The sequence below is a fragment of the Rhodopseudomonas pseudopalustris genome (genome assembly GCF_900110435.1).
GTDB classification, from domain to species: Bacteria; Pseudomonadota; Alphaproteobacteria; order Rhizobiales; family Xanthobacteraceae; genus Rhodopseudomonas; species Rhodopseudomonas pseudopalustris.
The window spans coordinates 208,334-225,861 of record NZ_FODT01000007.1 but is presented as its reverse complement, the minus strand read 5'-3'; the positions used below and the strand labels follow the sequence as shown (position 1 = coordinate 225,861).

Sequence of the window (17,528 nt, the reverse complement as noted above, 5' to 3'; positions counted from 1 at the left end):
ACGTTACGGGTGCGGTGTCTCATCGCACCGTGCAGAATTAGCGCATGATCGTACCGCGAGACGCGGCCGATCACGTAATCGTCAACGACTCACAACCGATGCTGGCGCTCGTGTTCGCGGATGGCCATCCAGACGCGTTCAGGCGTCGCCGGCATGTCGATGTGATCGATCTTGTACTCGCGCCACAGCGCATCGACGATCGCATTGACCACCGCCGGGCACGAGCCGATCGCGCCCGCCTCGCCCGCGCCCTTCACGCCCATCGGATTGGTCGTGCACGGCACGTTGTGAGTCTCGAAGATAATCGGCGCGGCATCTTCTGCGCGCGGCAATGCGTAATCCATGAAGGTGCCGGTGACGAGCTGGCCGTCGTCGGGATCATACACCGCCCGCTCCATCAGCGCCTGGCCGATCCCCTGGATGGTGCCGCCATGGACCTGTCCCGCGAGCAACAGCGGGTTCAACGTCACGCCGAAATCGTCGACGATGACGTAGTTGACGATCGCGATCTTACCGGTCGCGGGATCGAGCTCGATCTCGACCAGATGGGTGCCGTTCGGGAAAGTGCCGTCGGCGCTGGAGAAGGTCGCGCTGGCGTTGAGTTTCGACGGGTCGACGCCGGGGCGCTTGGCGAGATCGGCGAAGGAGATCGACCGGTCGGTGCCGGCGATGCGGATGATACCGTCGCTGATCTCCAGGTCGGCGGCGCTGGTTTCCAGAGCATCGGCGGCGGTCTCGCGCAACTGCTCACCGAGCTGGTGAGTCGCGCGCTGCACGCTGACGCCACCGGAGGGGATCGATGCCGAGCCGCCGGTGCCGAGCCCGGTCGCAATCCTGTCGGTGTCGCCTTGAACAACGCGGACGCGCTCCTGCGGCACGCCGAACTGTTCGGCGACGATCTGCGCGTAGGCAGTCTGGTGGCCCTGCCCGCTCGACTGGCTGCCGATCAGCACGGTGATGTCGCCATCGGGATCGAGCACAACCTTGGCGGTCTCCTCGCCCATCGTGCCGCAGACCTCGACATAGCAGCCGAGCCCGATACCGCGCACCAGGCCCAGCTTCTTGGCCGCCTTGGCGCGTTTCGGGAATTCCTTCCACTCGCCGATCTCCATCGCCCGCTTCAGATGGGCGTTGAAATCGCCGGAGTCGTAGACCTTGCCGGTCGCGGTCTTGTAGGGCATCGCGCGCGGCGCGATGAAGTTCTTGCGCCGGATCGCATCCGGCGAAATCCCAAGCTTGCGCGCGCAGGCATCGACCAGGCGCTCGATGACATAGGCGGCCTCCGGCCGCCCCGCGCCGCGATAGGCATCGACCGGCACGGTGTGGGTGAACACCGTGCGAATGCGACAGTGAAACGCCTGAATGTCGTAGAGACCCGGCAGCATACCAGCGCCGCCATAGGGGATGTACGGCCCGAAGGTCGACAGATAGGCGCCGAGATCGCCGATCAGATCGACGTCCATGCCGAGAAACTTGCCATCCTCGGCAAGCGCCATCCGCGCCGTCGTGATGTTGTCGCGGCCCTGGGAGTCGCCGACGAAATGATCGGAGCGATCGGCGGTCCATCGGATGGTCTTGCCAAGCTTCTTCGCCGCCACCGCGAGCAGCGCATATTCGCGATACGGGAAAAGCTTGGTGCCGAAGCCGCCGCCGACATCAGGGCAGATCACCCGCATCTTCTCGACCGGGATCTTGAGCACGTTCTGGCACAGGATATCGCGCAGGCGATGGCTGCCCTGGCTGCCGACCGTGAGGGTCAGATGATCCTTCTTGGCGTCGTATTCGCAGACCGCGGCGCGGGTTTCCATGTAGTTGGTGACGATGCGCGGATTGACGATTTTGATCTCGGCGACCGCATGCGCCTTCGCGAAGGCCGCGTCAGCGGCGCTCTTGTCGCCGATCGCTGTATCGAACAGCACGTTGCCGGCGAATTCCGGCCAGACCTGAGGCGCACCCGGCTTGACTGCCTCGGCCGCGCCGATCGCGGCCGGTAGCGGCGTCCACTCCACCACGATCGCTTCCAGCGCGTCGCGCGCCGTCGCCAGCGTGTCCGCCACCACAAATGCTACCGCATCGCCGACATGCCGCACCTCGCCGCTGGCGAGGACCGCGTAGTCAGGGCCCTTGAACGGAGTGTCCGGCAGGTTGAACAGGCACGGCAGCCCACCGAGATCCTGGACGTCGGCCGCCGTCAAAATCGCGAGCACCCCACGCAGATTTCGCGCGGCCGTCGCGTCGAGCGTGAATTTGGCGTGCGCGTGCGGCGAGCGCAGCACCAGCGCGTGCGCCGAGGATTGCGGCGCATAATCGTCGGTATAGCGTCCCTTGCCGCGGATAAGGGGGTCATCCTCCTTGCGCAGGACGCTCTGGCCGACGCCGAACTTTGTGGGAGCCATCGATCACCCTCTCTGGTTCTTTCCGCCATCATGCAGCGGATCGGCGTTCCGCGCAAACAACGTCGCTCGATCACTGCTTCCAGCAGCCGCAAAACGAACCGAATCTCGGAAAGGCCGCGGTGCGGCAGCAAGGCGACATGACAGCTGTTGTCGACGACGTCGTCGACAAGAAACGACAACGTAGTCGACAAGAAAAAGGTGCACCGGCTTGCCGATGCACCTTTTCGATTCGTTAGAGCTTCCGGCGTCACCGCCCGGAGCGGTGCGTTAGTAGCAGACCACCCGGCCGTAGACCGGATTGAACACGCAGCCGCCGCCATAGTAGCCGCGCCCACGACCACGATAGTACCCACGCCCACGTCCGCCGCGATAAAAACCGCCGCCTCGCCCGCGTCCGCCGCCACGCCCGCGGCCACGCTGGGCGTCCGCCTTGGTGGTAGAGGCTGTGAGGAACACCGCCGAGGTGCCCACCAGGCTGAGGCAATAAATGCCGGTCAACGCTGCAGCCGCGATCACTCGCGCCAGCAAACCTTTCCGGGCCTTCGAAACACTTTGAGCCATCTTACGTCTTTCTCCGATCGTTTGAGCATTTGACCAGAACTTCGCCCGTATTGGTGGGCACGCAAGTCCTGAAGGTTCAAAAATGCCGGTCGATTCAAACCGATCTTTGCCGTCTCAACAAATGAGCTTAAGAGCAAGCGCCGGTTTGGGTCAAGTTGCGTCGAAAACTGAAACACCAAACGATACGCGTGCGAAACAGTTTCAACGGCGATAAGTTTCCTTGTGCAATGCGGCATTTCAAAGTTCAAAACGCAAGACCGCAGAGGCAATGAGCATCGCATCCAAAGTCGTGTTCAAGCGCAGGCGACACACTATACTGATATCCTGCAAATTCACTGAACCGCAGCCTCGTGCGGATCGACTTCAGGGTAAAAAGTGCCGGTTGCGATATCCGCGGCCGCCGGGCCTTCAGAAAAGTGGTCAATGTCAAATCAACACACCTACATCCTCGGCCTCAACACCTACGATCACGACGTCAGCGCCGTCCTGTTGCGCGATGGCGAGATCGCCTTCGGTATCGCGAAGGAACGCATTACCCGCGAGAAGCACGCCAGCGGCTTCTACAAGGAGGTCATCGACTATTGCCTGAATGCCGAAGGCATCACGATGGCCGATGTCGATCTGGTGGTGCGCAATTGCTACATCCTGCCGGTGCAGGAAATGGAGGACCGGCTGATCTATCAGGACATGCCGGCCTTCCTGCCCGAATATGAGCGCGGCGACGCCGGCACCCATGCGCTGTTCCGCACCAATTCCAATAAGGTGATGACGATCTCGCATCACCTCGCGCATGCCTACAGCGCGTTCGCGGTGTCGCCATTCGATGAAGGCGTGGTGATGGTCGTCGATGGCGTCGGCAGCTATCGCTCCGACGTCGACGAGAGCTTTCCCGGCGACGAAGCCAGCCCGCTCGCACGCGAATCCGAGAGCTACTACAAGTTCAGCGGCAGCAAGCTCGAGTGCCTCAAGAAAATCTGGATGGAACCGGTGCGCGGTTTCCTCAGCGACGAGTTCTACAACATGCCCGGGCTCGGCGCGTATTACAGCCGCGCCTCGACCTATGTATTCGGCGACTGGAACAAATGCGGCGAGCTGATGGGTCTCGCGCCCTACGGCCGCCCCGGCGCCGTGAAACCGATGCTGCAGATCGAGAACAATGTTCTGACGGTGCCGCATTGGACGCCCGAATTGAACCAGCCCTACATCATGGACTCGCCCGGCAAGTGGGAGAGCCACCCGTCGATGCGGCATTGGGAGGACATCGCCTGGCAGGCCCAGGACGACACCGAGCGCGTTCTGCTGGAGCGGGCGCGCTGGCTGCGCGAGACCACCGGCGCGAAGAATCTCTGCATCGCAGGCGGCGTGGCGCTGAACTGCGTCGCCAACGGCCGGATCGCGCGCGAGAGCGGCTTCGAAAACGTCTGGATCCAGCCGGCCGCCGGCGACGACGGTATCGCGATCGGCTGTGCTTACTACGGCCATCTCGCAGTCCAGCAGAAGCAGCGCTCATTCGAGATGAAGCACGCCTTCATCGGCCGGGCCTACACCGAGGGCGAGGTCGAGGCAGCGACCAAGCGGTTCTTCGTCAAGCCGCAGATCAACATAATCCGCAGCAACAGCGTCTACAAGGAAACCGCCAAGCTGCTCGCAGACCAGAAGGTGATCGGGTGGTTCCAGGGCTCTTCCGAGTTCGGCCCCCGCGCACTCGGCCATCGCAGCTTGCTCGCCGACCCGCGCAAGGCGGAGATGAAGGACATTCTCAACAGTCGTGTGAAGCATCGCCAGCCGTTCCGCCCCTTTGCGCCGATCGTGCTGAAAGAACGCGCCGACGAGATTTTCGAAGGCACAGGCGACTCGCCATTCATGCTGATGGCGAAGCCGGTGGCCGCGGCGTGGCGTGACAAGATTCCCGCTGTGGTCCACGTCGACGGCACCGCGCGTGTGCAAACGGTGGACGAAGAGACCGCACCGGACCTCTATTACATCCTGAAGGAGTTCGAGGCCCTCACCGGCGTGCCGGTGCTTGTGAACACTTCGTTCAACATCAAGGGCGAGCCGATCGTCGAGACGCCGCGCGACGCGATGGCCTGCTTCCTCACCACCGGCATCGACCATCTGGTGATGCACGATACCATCGTGTCGAAGAACAAGGCGCACCGCTTCATCAACCCGGTGCTCGAGGTCTATTCCGACGTCAGCAATCTGGTGCGATCGGCCACCCGCGCGGGCTGAGCTCAGCCCCGCAGCAGCGTCTTGATCCAGCGCGGCCCGAACAACATCAGGACCGCGGCGCCGTAGATGACGGCGCCGACGACGATCAGCAACAGCAGCGCGGCTTCGTCGCGCAGCGTCGGCAGTTGTGCGAGATAGGGCGCGGCCAACCCGTTGGTCGCCCACAATGCCGCCCCGAGCACCACGCCGGTCGCAAGAAACTTGATGATCGCGCTGGTGAGCGCGCGGTCGAACTCGAGATATCCGGCGCGCACCGAGAAGCCGATCACCAGCAGCAGATTGATCCAGGCGCCGGCGGCGGTCGCGAGCGCCAGGCCGACCTGCGCCAGCGGTCCCATCAGCAGCACTTTCAGCACGACATTGGCGGCAACGCCGGTCAACGCCGCCTTCACCGGCGTCGCGGTGTCCTTGCGGGCGTAGAACGGCGCCACCGCGCTGCGGATCAGCACGAACGGAATCAGCGCGATCGCGTAGGCCGCGAGCGTCGCCCCGGCCGCGATCGCGTCGGCGCGGGTGAACGCGCCGCGCGCGAACATCGCCCGCATGATGACGTCCGGGACCGTCAGGAACGCCGCGACGAACGGCGCCGAGAAGAGCAGCGTGAATTCGAACGCCCGCCGCTGCGACTTTTTTGCGCCGGCATCGTCGCCGGCAGCGAGCTGCCGCGACATTTCCGGCAGCAGCACGGTGCCGATGGCGATGCCGATCACGCCGATCGGCAACTGGTTGAGGCGATCGGCGTAGTACAAAGCCGACAGCGCGCCGGCGGCCAAAAAGGTCGCGATGATGGTGTCGGCAAATAGCGCAAGTTGGGTGCCCATCGAACCCAGCGTCGCAGGTCCCAGCGCGCGGAAGAAGGCGCGCGCGTCTTCATCGAGCTTCGGCCTGGCGAAGCGTGGCAGCCCGCCATGCAGCGACAGATCACCGGCGAGCAAGAAGTACTGCAGGAAACCCGAGATCAGCACACCCCACGCCGCCGCATGTCCGGCGGTCGGGAAGAACGCGGCCAGCGCCAGCGTCGCCATCATCGAAATATTGAGAAAGATCGACGCCGCCGCTGCGCTGGCAAAGCGCTGCATCACGTTGAGGATGCCGCCATACAGCGTCACCAGCGTGATCAGCAGCAGATACGGAAAGGTGATCCGCGTCAGTTCGATCGCCAGCGACCGCTGCGCCGGATCATCAGTGAAGCCCGGCGCCAGGATGCTCATCATCTGCGGCATGAACAGCAGCGCCGCCGCCAGCAGCACCAGCTGGGACGCGAACAGCAGCGTGAAGATGCGGCTGGCAAACAGCCGCGCCGATGCCTCGCCGCGCTCGCCATGGACATGGGCATAGGCCGGCACGAAGGCGGCGTTGAACGCGCCTTCGGCGAAAATCGCGCGGAAATGGTTGGGCAACCGCAGCGCCACGAAGAACGCATCGGCGATCGGGCCCGCACCGAGAATCGCCGCGAGCAGGATGTCGCGGGCGAAGCCGGTCAAACGCGACAGCAGGGTAAAGCCGCCGACGGTGAAAATACGCCTGAGCATCCGCCCGCTTTACATCATGATGCGGGCGGGCAAAACGGCGAAATCAGGCAGAGCCGAAATCAGGCCCCGAGCGCGCTGCGCACCGCCGCGATCACCCGATCCTGGGTCGCCTCGTCCAGATAGGCGTGCATCGGCAGGCTGATGACGTCGCGCGACAGCCGCTCGGACGCCGGCAGCCCGCCCTCGGCCACCGGAAAGCCACGATAGGCGGTCTGCTGGTGCATCGACTTCGGATAATAGATCGCGGTCGGAATGCCCTGCGCCTTCAGCGTGGCGGCAAAGTCGTTCCGATCGACGCCCTGCGGCAAACGGATGGTATATTGCGCCCACACCGAGGTGCAGCCCTCCGCCAGCCGCGGCACGGTGACGAGATTGCCGAGCGCGCGGGAATAACGCTCCGCGGCCTTGTTCCGGGCAACGATCTCATCGTCGAAGATCTTCAGCTTTTCGATCAGAATCGCGGCCTGCATGGTGTCGAGGCGCGCTGTCAGCCCGATCCGGACGTTGTCGTATTTTTCGCTGCCCTGACCATGGACCCGTATGCTGCGCAGCACCTCGGCCAGCTCGGCATCGTCGGTGAAGATCGCACCGCCGTCGCCGAAGCAGCCGAGCGGCTTGGCGGGAAAGAAGCTGGTCGCGGTGGCGAGACCAAAGGTGCCGATCTTCCTGCCGTTAAAGCTGGCGCCGAACCCTTGGGCGGCGTCATCGAGCACGAACAGATCCTCGTCGGCGGCCACCGCCGCGATCGCGTCATGATTGAGGGCCTGCCCGAACATGTCGACCGGAATCACCGCCCGCGGCTTCAGGCCGAGCTTGCGCGCCGTGTCGATGCCGCGTTTCAGCGAGGCAATGTCGATGTTGAAGGTACTTTCATCGACATCGACAAAAACCGGCGTGGCGCCCGTCAGCACCACAACCTCGCCGGTTGCGCAGAACGTGAAGGAGGGGCACAGGACGGCGTCGCCCGGACCGATGCCCTTGGCCATCAATACCATCAAAAGCGCATCCGTGCCGCTCGCGCAAACAATCACGTGGCGCGCGCCGCTGAAGGCTGCAAGATCCGCCTCAAGGCGGGTGACTTCGGGACCGTTGATGAAATTGCAGTGCGTCAACACGCGTCCGATCGCTTCATCGAGCAAACCGCCAAGTCGGCGGCGCTGCGCCTCGACATCGATGAACGGGACCGGTTCGGTTCGGAGATGCTGATTCATGAGACCTGGCTGGGATCGGTGAGAACGATAATGCGCCGGGGCGGCGCGCGAGCAGACGGACTGGTGCGCTTAACCTGCGGCGCGCAGCGGCTGCGTGTGCCGAACGGCGGCGGCCTTGGGTGGCTGCTCCAGACACTGGATGGCGATCTCGAGGCTGGCGACGCCCTCCTCGCCGGTGACGGCGGGAACGCCGTTCGAACGGACGGCGCTGATGAAGGCGATCAGTTCGGCGCGGAGCGGCTCGTCGTGTCCGACCGGCAGATGCCGCATCGAATAGCTGCCGTCGGCCTTGAAGCCGAAGCACTCTGTGACCTGACGGGTGAGCAGATCGCCCATCACGTACTTGCCGCGGGTCGCGACCGTGACGTTGCGCGCCTTGAACGGCGTCAGCCAGTTGGTGTTGATGTGGGCGAGCACGCCCGACGCGGTGCGGAATTGCAGCAGCGCGATGTCCTCGCGCTCGGCGACCGCGCTCGAGAGCTGCGGCTGCACTTCGACGATCTCGGATTCGGTGAACCAGCGAATCAGATCGATGTCGTGCACCGCGAGATCGATGACGACGCCGACATTCGACATTCGCGGCGGGAACGGTCCGACCCGGGTGATGCCGATCGACAGAATGTCCTCGTTGCGAATGGCCTGCTTGATCGCGGCGACGGCGGGATTGAAACGCTCGACATGGCCCACCATCAGCGTCACCCCGGCGCGGCGTGCAGCGGCGACGATGTCGCGCCCCTCCGCGACGGTGGAGGCGATCGGCTTTTCCACCATCGTATGGACGCCGCGACCGATGCAGGTGAGCGCGATGTCATGATGCAGATGCGTGGGGGCCGCGATCGTCACCGCATCGACGCCGGCCAGCAGCAATTCGTCCACCGTCGCGAAGGTGCGGCAACCGATCAGCTCGACCGCGCGACTGCGGTGCTCTTCCAGCGGATCGACGACGCCGACCAGCGACACCCCCGGCAAACCGGCCAGAACCCGCCCATGATTGGTTCCCATCACGCCGGCGCCGATAACGCCGATCCTGAGCAGGGGTTTCGTGGCCGGATCAGAAGGTGAAGTCATTGCGTGATGCCTCGGACATTGGCGATGCGGCTTCCTAGCACGCCGCCACAGATGTGGCGATGCGCAGGGGAAATTGCCCAAACACGTTTTGATTCAAAAGATTACAGAGTTCCAACGCGACGCTGACGAAACTACGCAAGCGCCGCTTGGACAGGCGCTGCCGACCGGCTCATTGTCGACTGTATTCGTCGGAGATCCGGATGATATCATCCTCCCCGAGATAGCTACCCGTTTGCACCTCGATCAGTTCGAGGGGAATCTTGCCGGGGTTTTCCAACCGATGGGTTGCCCCCATGGGAATGTAGGTTGATTCGTTCTCGTGAATCATTTTGACATCATCGTTTACGGTGACAAGAGCCACGCCCCTAACGACGATCCAGTGTTCCGACCGGTGGTGATGCTTCTGCAGCGACAAGCGTCCGCCGGGCTTGACCTCGATCCGCTTGACCTGATGGCGTTCGCCGGTGTCGAGCGACTGGTAACTTCCCCATGGTCGCAGCACATGCAGATGATGGTCAGTGACCTCCGGCGCTATCGCCTTCAGCTTCGCCACCAGGCGCTTCAAACCGGCAGGATCGCGTTGGCTCGAAACCAGTACGGCATCCTGACTTGCGACCACGACGAGGTCGTCGACGCCTTCGAGCGCAACCAGCGCGGCATCTGTCGCGACATTGCAGTTGTGGGAATTCTCGAAGACGACCGCGCCCCGGGCGGCGTTGCCGTGCTCGTCCTTGTCGGACAGTTCCCAAACCGCATGCCACGAGCCGACATCGGACCACCCGCAGGACACGGGCACGACGGCCGCACGGGCGGTCTTTTCCATCACCGCATAGTCGATCGAAATCGGCACGGCTGCAGCGAAGGCTTCCGGTTGTAATGTGACGAACCCGAGGTCCGATCCAGCATGTGCAACGGCCTCCTCGATCGTTTCGACGCTGACTGAATCGGTCTTTCGATACTCATCGAGCAGCATTGCTGCGCCGAACATGAAATTGCCGCTATTCCACAAATAGCCGGCCCGAACGTACTCGTTCGCTGTTGTCTCGTCCGGCTTCTCGACGAATGTCTCGACCTTGAAAACATCGGACGAAATCTTGTCCCCTGCGCGAATGTAACCGTACTCGGTCGCCGCACGTTCCGGTCTGATTCCGAATGTGACGATGTATCCCGATTGCGCGGCGTCCCTGCCTTTCAGGCAGGCCTCGACGAACGCCTCGTTGTCGCGCACGACATGATCAGACGCCAGTGCGAGCAGCACGGCGTTGCTATTCACCGCTCGCGCAAAAGCGGCGCCAGCTGCGATCGCCGGACCGGAGTCTCTGCGGAGAGGCTCAAGCAGGATGTCGGCAGCGATCCCGATCTCGTCGAGTTGCTCCTTGACGATGAAGCGATAGGTGGTGTTGGTGATGATGATCGGGCGCGCAAACAGCGTCGAATCCGCGACCCGCAGCAGTGTGTCTTGAAACGTCGATCGTGGACCGAACAGCTGCAAGAACTGCTTTGGACGCGCCTCACGTGAGGCCGGCCAGAGTCGCGTCCCCGCTCCACCACACATGATCACAGGAACGATTTTCTTGTCCATTGAATGCCAATCCGTTTTTCAGACGCCATAGTAGCTTCGATACCATGACGCAAAATCGCGAATACCATCCTCGATCCGCGTTTCTGGACTGAAACCGAAATCGCGCTTGAGGTCGTCGATGTCGGCGAAGGTCTCCGGCACGTCACCCGGTTGCATCGGCAGCAACTCCTTCTCCGCCTTGCGTCCGAATTCGGCCTCCAGAAGATCGACGACACGCATCAACTCTTCGGGTCGATGATTGCCGACATTATAGACGCGCGCGGTCGGATCGCCTGCGTTTTCGGGGACGTCCAACAGGCGACGCATCACACGCATGACGTCGGAAATGTGGGTGAAATCACGCCGCATTCGGCCATGGTTGAACAGCCGTATCGGCGCGCCGGACGATATCGCCTTGGCGAACAGGAAGATCGCCATGTCAGGTCGATACCAGGGGCCGTACACCGTGAAGAACCTCAAACCGGTCGTCCGCAATCCGAACAGATGGCTGTAGGAATGCGCCATCAACTCATTGGATTTCTTGGTCGCGGCGTACAGGCTGATCGGATGGTCGGTCCGGTCACCGACGGAGAAAGGCAGCTTGGCGTTCGCGCCGTAAACGGAGGACGACGAAGCATAAACGAGATGACGACATCCATTGTGCCGACAGCCTTCCAGGACATTGACGAAGGCCCCGAGGTTGGAATCGGCATAAGCATGCGGATTGCTGATCGAATACCGAACGCCGGCCTGGGCGGCGAGATGAAAGACGACCGGGAAGCGTCCCTTAGCGAACACCGCATCGGTCGCCGAACGATCCTTCAGATCCAGCTTCACGAAATCGAACCTGGGATTGTCCCGCAGCAGGTCCAGACGCGCGGATTTCAACGCCGGATCGTAATAATCGTTGACGTTGTCCAGTCCAACGACATCGTAGCCGGCCTCCAGAAGCTCGCGGGATAGGTGATACCCGATGAAGCCAGCCGCTCCCGTGACCAGAACCGCGCTTTTCGGCATCTCCCCCCCAAATACAAGCAGGCAACCCGTTCGAACCTCGCTGCGCGCCTCTGCGGACGGAGGCGGCAGCCATCACGTTTGACGACAGAGGTGCGACATCAGCGGCGCCAGAGACCGCGCATCGCGGACATCACCACCAACACGTCACGCCATGCTGACGCCGAACTCCGGAACCGCATCTTTCAGCACCAGTTGAACTCTTGCATGGTCATTGGTTGCGATGGCCTCATCGAGCGAGATGATCCAGTCTCTCAATGTCTGCATTCTTGGCTCGTTGGGTTTCGCCGCCATCACCCCCGCGATCCCGATTTCAATCGTCGGCTCCTGATGCGCGAACAGGATTTCATTCAGGCGCTCACCTGGGCGCACGCCCGTATAGACGATCTCGATATCGTGCCCGGGTTCAAGGCCCGACAATTTGATCATGCGCTCGGCCAGTTCGACGATCCGTACCGGCTGCCCCATGTTGAGCACGTAAACCGACACGTCGGAACATGCAGACGTCAGAGCATGCGTGGCCGCCGTGATGACCAGATCACATGCCTCACGGATCGTCATGAAGTACCGCACCATATCCGGATGGGTGACAGTCACAGGGCCGCCCGCTTCAATCTGAGCCTTGAACTTCGGCACGACGGAGCCATTCGAAGCCAGCACATTACCAAATCGCACGGAAATCAGCCGCATCGGCGTCTTTCCTGCGCCCTTGTCCGAGAGTTCGCGATCGAGCGCCTGACAATACATCTCCGCGAAACGCTTGGTGAGCCCCAGCATCGACACCGGCTCGATGGCCTTGTCGGTCGAGATCATCACCATCGCTTCCGCACCCGCGGCCAAGGCCGCGTCTGCAACGTTGATGGATCCGAAAATGTTGGTCTTGACGGCCTCGCTCCAGTCGCGCTCCAGAATTGGAACGTGCTTCAGCGCGGCGGCATGGAACACCAGATCCGGCTTGAACTCGTTCATCAAGCCGAGGATACGCTCGCGATCCCGAATATCCGCGATGCGACCTTCGACGCGGATCTGAACCGGAGTCGCCGAGAGCGTTTCGACGACCGCGTAGAGCGCCGGTTCGGAATTCTCGATCACCAGCAATCTTGCGGCGCCGAAGGTTGCGACTCGGGCGCAGATTTCAGCGCCAATCGAGCCGCCGCCTCCGGTCACGATCACCGCCTTGCCCTTCACCAGGGCCTCCAGACGGCCGTAGTCGATCTTCTCGGTCGGCCTGAGCAGCAAATCTTCGACCGCAACGGCCGCCAGCCGGGGCACGTCGCGGCTTTCTTCAAGTGACGGCAACCGGCTGACCAACAGGCCGAGTTTTCGTGCGCGGACCAAAATCGATTCCGCATGGGCGTCAGGCTCGAAGGCGGACGGCGTCATTACCACGCGCTCGATCGGCTTTCCACGTCTCGCGTAGTCCGCGACGACATCCTGAAGGTCGCCAATCCCTCCGAGGACAGGAATATTTCGAACGAGCTGGCCGCGGTCAGCGGCCGAAGGCGATAAAATCCCCACCGGCCAAAGCTGCTTGACGGCGCCACTCTCGATTCCCCGAATCAAAATCTCGGCATCGGCTGCGCGGCCGATCAGAACCGTGGGAGCGGCATTGATCGCCTTAGCCTGATTGCGTGTTCGTGTGTAGCGGAAGTAACGGTAAGCAAATCGCGGCGCACTCAGAAAGGCGACTTCGAGGAACCAGTACAGAACGATGGTGATCCGACCCAGGAAGAAGGTTCCGTAAGCGTCGGGCGCCAGGAAAATGTAATCGGTGATGACAAGAACTACGGTGAGGACGGTTGCTGCACGAAGAATATTGATGCCGTCGGGAAGCGAAACAAACCGCCATTTCGACGTCGTCAACCTGAAGACATAGAATACGAAGACGCTCAGCAGCAGAAAGCCCGGCATCAACGTCCAAAGTAGCGGGAGGCGAGCAGACAGATCTTCACCGTCGAAGCGAAGATAGAAACTCGTCAGAATCGCGCACGCCGTCGCAATCACATCGTGCAAAATGATGAGGTAGTTTCGCGATCGCATCTTTGAAAAAAAACGCATTACCATTCGCCCGCAACTTGAAAATCTGGAATTTCTCTAATCACAACGCGCTGATATCTCATTCCCATTACGATTGCCATATTCCTGTGCGATCGCAACCGATAGACGGATTCCGATTCCAGGGACCGCCTCATGTGGTCCCCTCCCGCGCTTTCTCGACGAGCGAGGTCGTGCTGAACCCCGGCAGCACGTCGACCAGCAGCACCTCACCGCCTCTGGCCGCGACGATCTCGTGGCCCACCACCTGCTCGCGCGTGTAGTCGCCGCCCTTGACCAGCACGCTCGGCACGATCCGCTTAATCAGCTTCAGAGGGGTGTCCTCCCCGAAGATCGCCACCAGATCGACCGCTTCGAGCGCGGCCAGCACTTCGGCGCGCGCCCGCTCGTTCTGGACCGGACGGCTCTCGCCCTTCAGTCGGCGCACCGAGGCGTCGCTGTTGAGGCCGACGATCAGCCGGTCGCAGGCGCCGCGGGCCGCGGTCAGGACCTTGACGTGGCCGGGATGCAGGATGTCGAAGCAGCCGTTGGTGAAGCCGACGCGCAGCCCTTCGCGCCGCCATTCGGCGAGGCGAAGGTCGAGCTCGGCTTCGCTGCCGATGATTTTCTCCTCCGCGGCGAGCGAGGCATGCGGCAGGATCTTTCGCCGCAACTCCGCCGGCGTCACCACCGCGGTGCCATTCTTGCTGACCGCGACGGCGGCCGCGGCGCTCGCGGCCCGCATCGCGGTCGCCCAGTCGGCGCCGGCGGCAAGCACAACCGCCAGCACGGCAGCAACGGTGTCGCCTGCGCCGGAGACGTCACGCACCTTCACCGGCATCGCCGGCACATGGATCGGCTCGCCGACGCGGGGCACCAGCGTCATGCCGTGCTCGCTCTGCGTCACTAGCATCGCCTCGCAATCGGCGAGCGCCATCGCGTCCTGCGCCGCCGCTGCGATGTCATCGACAGTCTCCGCGGCGCTACGTGTCGCGGACACGAATTCCTTACGGTTGGGCGTCAGCAACGTCGCGCCGCGATAGATCGCGAAGTTGGCGCTCTTGGGGTCGACAATCACCCGCTTGCCGAGTTTTCGTGCGGCTTCGATCACACTTGCGATGACCCGCTCCGTCAGCACCCCCTTGGCATAGTCGGACAGCAGGACGATGTCGGCGCGTTGAAGTTGCGGCAGGATGGCGTCGAGCAGGCGCTGTTCGATCTCGCTGGATGCGGCCGACGCGGTCTCCCAATCGGCACGCAGCATGTGGGTGGAGAAATGTTCGGACACAAACCGCACCTTGCGGGTGGTCGGCCGTGCCGGATCGCACACCAGCAGCGGCTCGATCCGGGATTCCCGGGCAATCTCGGCGCTCAGCGTCCGGCCCGCCTCGTCGCCACCGATCAGTCCGACAAAAATGCATCGCGCGCCGATCGCCGCGATGTTACGCGCCACGTTGCCGGCGCCGCCGACATTGATCTCGCTGCGCTGGACTGCGATCACCGGCGTGGGCGCCTCCGGTGAGATCCGCGACACCTCGCCATAGACGAACTCGTCGAGCATCAGATCGCCGACGCACAGCACCGTCGTGCGGGCAATCGATTGCAGCAGGGTGTCAAATCTGGACATCAAACTCGACGCAGTTGGAGCGCGATCAGCGGAAGCGATCGTTACCGTCAAGGTAGCCCCTGACATAGGAAGCGACCGCATCTTCGAGCGGCGTGAAGCCGCCATTATAGCCTGCGGCACGCAACCGGTCGCCTTCGCTCTCGGTGAAATACTGATAGCTGCCGCGAATCTGTTCCGGCATGTCGATGTACTCGATATGCGGTGGGGTTCCGAGCGCCGAATAGGCCGCAAGGATCAGGTCGCGGAAACTGCGGGCATGGCTGGTGCCGACATTGAACAGGCCGCTCACCGACGGCGTCGCGAACAACCACAACATGACCCGAACGACATCGTCGACATAGATGAAATCGCGGCGCTGGTCGCCGTCGGCAATGCCGTCGCGATGCGACTTGAACAGCTGCACCACGCGCCCGGCCTTGATGTCGTCGAAACGCCGCGCCAGCACGCTCGCCATCGTGCCCTTGTGGTATTCATTGGGGCCGAAAACGTTGAAAAACTTGAGCCCCGCCCATTGCGGCGGCAGCCGGTCGCCGCGCGCGGCGCGCTCCGCGACCACCTGATCGAACAGGTGTTTGCTCCAGCCGTAGAGATTCATCGGCCGCAACTGCTTCAAGGCGGCAAGCGAGGCATCATCGCTGAAGCCTTGCGCGCCGTCGCCATACGTCGCGGCCGAAGATGCGTAGATGAACGGTACCCGGTTCTCGGTACACCAGTCGAGCAGTCGCAATGACAACCGGAAGTTGGTGTCAATCACCAAATCGCCATCACTCGCGGTCGTCTCCGAGATCGCGCCCATGTGGAACACCGCCTCGAGCCTGCGGCCTTTCAGCCAGTCGGCCAGTTCGGCTGGCGGCACGACATCGGCAAGCTGACGCTTGGCGAGGTTCTTCCACTTGCCGTCATGACCCAGGACATCGCTCACGGCGATGTCGCTGCGGCCGGCGTCGTTCAGCGCGGCCACGATGTTCGATCCGATAAAACCGGCGCCTCCGGTTACCAGCAGCATGTGTCCCCCGCCTTGATTTGAGCGGCCACCTTTGCCCCACTCCGCCCGGGCAGGCAACTCGAACTCTGACTTTCGGCGAAATCGGAACCTGCATGCCGCAGAAATCCGGCTGGACGCGGGGCGACGCAAGCGCTAACCGGCATCACCGCGTTCCTCTCGGGGTATTAGAGACTCCGCCCGCAGCGTAATGAATTACAATTCACTCAAATTGAGCCTGGCCACGGCGGTCGACCGCTCTGAGACCAGCCCGGTTTTGCTGATCCCCTATATGTGGATCGGCGATTTCGTGCGCTGCCATACCGTGGTGCGGGTGCTGAAGGACCGCTGGCCCGACCGACCGGTCGACGTCCTGACCACGACGCTATGCGCCCCGCTGGTGGATTACATGCCGGGCGTGCGCCAAGGGATCGTATGGGACCTGCCGCGCAAGCAGCTCGCGCTCGACCAGCAGCGGGCCCTCGCCGCCAGACTCCGCGAACAGCGCTACGGCGATTCGCTGGTGATGCCCCGCACCTTCAAATCCACAATCGCGCCGTTCCTCGCCGGTATCCCGAACCGGACCGGCTTCATCGGAGAGGTCCGATTTGGCCTGCTCAACGACTGGCGACGCGGCGAGAAGGCGCTGCCGCGGATGATCGACCGCTGCGCCGCACTGGCGCTGCCGTCCGGAATCGAACTCCCGATGGACTGGCCGGAGCCGCAGCTCGTCGTGCCGGAGGCCGAAATTGCCGCCTGGCGGCGGGCGAACGGGCTGGAAGGTCAGGCCGCCGTGGCGCTGGCGCCGGGCGCGGTCGGGCCCTCGAAGCGCTGGACCTATTATGCCGAGGCGGCGAAAGCGCTCACGGACCGCGGTTTCGCGGTCTGGGTGATCGGCGGGCCGGGCGAGACAGACAAGGCGGCCGAGATCGTGGCGATGGCCGGTCCCCGCGCGCGCGACCTCACCGGCGCCGATCTGCGTAACGGCATCATGGCGCTGGCGGCGGCCGATCTGGTGATCTCCAACGATTCCGGCCTGCTCCACGTCGCAGCGGCCATCGGCAGCCGCACCATCGGGATTTTCGGCCCGACCAGCGCCTGGCACTACGCGCCGCTGAACCCGATCGAGGCGGTGATCGAGACCACAACCGACGTGCCCTGCCGCCCCTGTCACAAGCCGACCTGCCGGATGGTGCACCACAAATGCATGCGCGACATCCCGGTCGAGGATGTCATGACCGCGGCGCTGCGGGCGCTCGGCGCGGCCGGCCTCGCCCCGGCGCAGTAGCGCCGCGCGACTTGCGCCCGTC

General features: G+C 63.0%; 12 protein-coding genes. 2 read left to right on the top strand and 10 right to left on the bottom strand.

The window, feature by feature from the left end; all coding sequences use genetic code 11:
* Positions 1-89: 89 nt before the first annotated feature.
* Complete coding sequence (locus tag BMY71_RS15440; protein ID WP_092684881.1) at positions 90-2,396, bottom strand: xanthine dehydrogenase family protein molybdopterin-binding subunit; 2,307 nt, start codon at positions 2,394-2,396, stop codon at positions 90-92.
* 267 nt (positions 2,397-2,663) lie between these two features.
* On the bottom strand, positions 2,664-2,957 hold the full coding sequence (locus BMY71_RS15435) for a hypothetical protein (RefSeq protein ID WP_011502044.1): 294 nt from the start codon (positions 2,955-2,957) through the stop codon (positions 2,664-2,666).
* Positions 2,958-3,380: 423 nt separating this feature from the next.
* Between BMY71_RS15435 and BMY71_RS15430 the strand changes: the two genes are divergently transcribed.
* The gene (locus tag BMY71_RS15430) at positions 3,381-5,189 is read left to right on the top strand and encodes a carbamoyltransferase family protein (RefSeq protein WP_092684879.1); all 1,809 of its coding nucleotides are present in this window, start codon (positions 3,381-3,383) and stop codon (positions 5,187-5,189) included.
* Between the two features lie 2 nt (positions 5,190-5,191).
* On the opposite strand, the gene murJ is transcribed toward BMY71_RS15430, so the two are convergent.
* The 8 genes from murJ to rfaD all read right to left on the bottom strand — a co-directional run bounded on the left by murJ (position 5,192) and on the right by rfaD (position 16,242).
* The gene (murJ, locus tag BMY71_RS15425) at positions 5,192-6,721 is read right to left on the bottom strand and encodes a murein biosynthesis integral membrane protein MurJ (protein WP_092684877.1); all 1,530 of its coding nucleotides are present in this window, start codon (positions 6,719-6,721) and stop codon (positions 5,192-5,194) included.
* A 59-nt stretch (positions 6,722-6,780) separates the two neighbouring features.
* Positions 6,781-7,932, bottom strand: a complete 1,152-nt coding sequence (locus BMY71_RS15420) for a DegT/DnrJ/EryC1/StrS family aminotransferase (protein ID WP_011502041.1) — start codon at positions 7,930-7,932, stop codon at positions 6,781-6,783.
* Positions 7,933-8,001: 69 nt separating this feature from the next.
* Positions 8,002-9,000 (bottom strand): Gfo/Idh/MocA family protein, encoded by a 999-nt coding sequence (locus tag BMY71_RS15415; RefSeq protein WP_092684875.1) that lies wholly within the window; start codon positions 8,998-9,000, stop codon positions 8,002-8,004.
* Positions 9,001-9,169: 169 nt separating this feature from the next.
* On the bottom strand, positions 9,170-10,582 hold the full coding sequence (locus BMY71_RS15410) for a mannose-1-phosphate guanylyltransferase/mannose-6-phosphate isomerase (RefSeq protein WP_092684873.1): 1,413 nt from the start codon (positions 10,580-10,582) through the stop codon (positions 9,170-9,172).
* 18 nt (positions 10,583-10,600) lie between these two features.
* Positions 10,601-11,578, bottom strand: coding sequence for an SDR family NAD(P)-dependent oxidoreductase (locus BMY71_RS15405; protein ID WP_092684871.1), 978 nt, complete (start codon positions 11,576-11,578; stop codon positions 10,601-10,603).
* Between the two features lie 144 nt (positions 11,579-11,722).
* On the bottom strand, positions 11,723-13,639 hold the full coding sequence (locus BMY71_RS15400) for an SDR family NAD(P)-dependent oxidoreductase (protein ID WP_092684869.1): 1,917 nt from the start codon (positions 13,637-13,639) through the stop codon (positions 11,723-11,725).
* 124 nt (positions 13,640-13,763) lie between these two features.
* Positions 13,764-15,236: a D-glycero-beta-D-manno-heptose-7-phosphate kinase gene (gene rfaE1 / locus BMY71_RS15395; RefSeq protein WP_092684867.1), complete on the bottom strand. Its 1,473-nt coding sequence runs from the start codon at positions 15,234-15,236 to the stop codon at positions 13,764-13,766.
* A gap of 25 nt (positions 15,237-15,261) precedes the next feature.
* On the bottom strand, positions 15,262-16,242 hold the full coding sequence (gene rfaD / locus BMY71_RS15390; protein WP_092684865.1) for an ADP-glyceromanno-heptose 6-epimerase: 981 nt from the start codon (positions 16,240-16,242) through the stop codon (positions 15,262-15,264).
* Between the two features lie 187 nt (positions 16,243-16,429).
* Between rfaD and waaF the strand changes: the two genes are divergently transcribed.
* On the top strand, positions 16,430-17,506 hold the full coding sequence (waaF, locus tag BMY71_RS15385) for a lipopolysaccharide heptosyltransferase II (protein WP_092684864.1): 1,077 nt from the start codon (positions 16,430-16,432) through the stop codon (positions 17,504-17,506).
* The last annotated feature ends 22 nt before the right edge of the window (positions 17,507-17,528 follow it).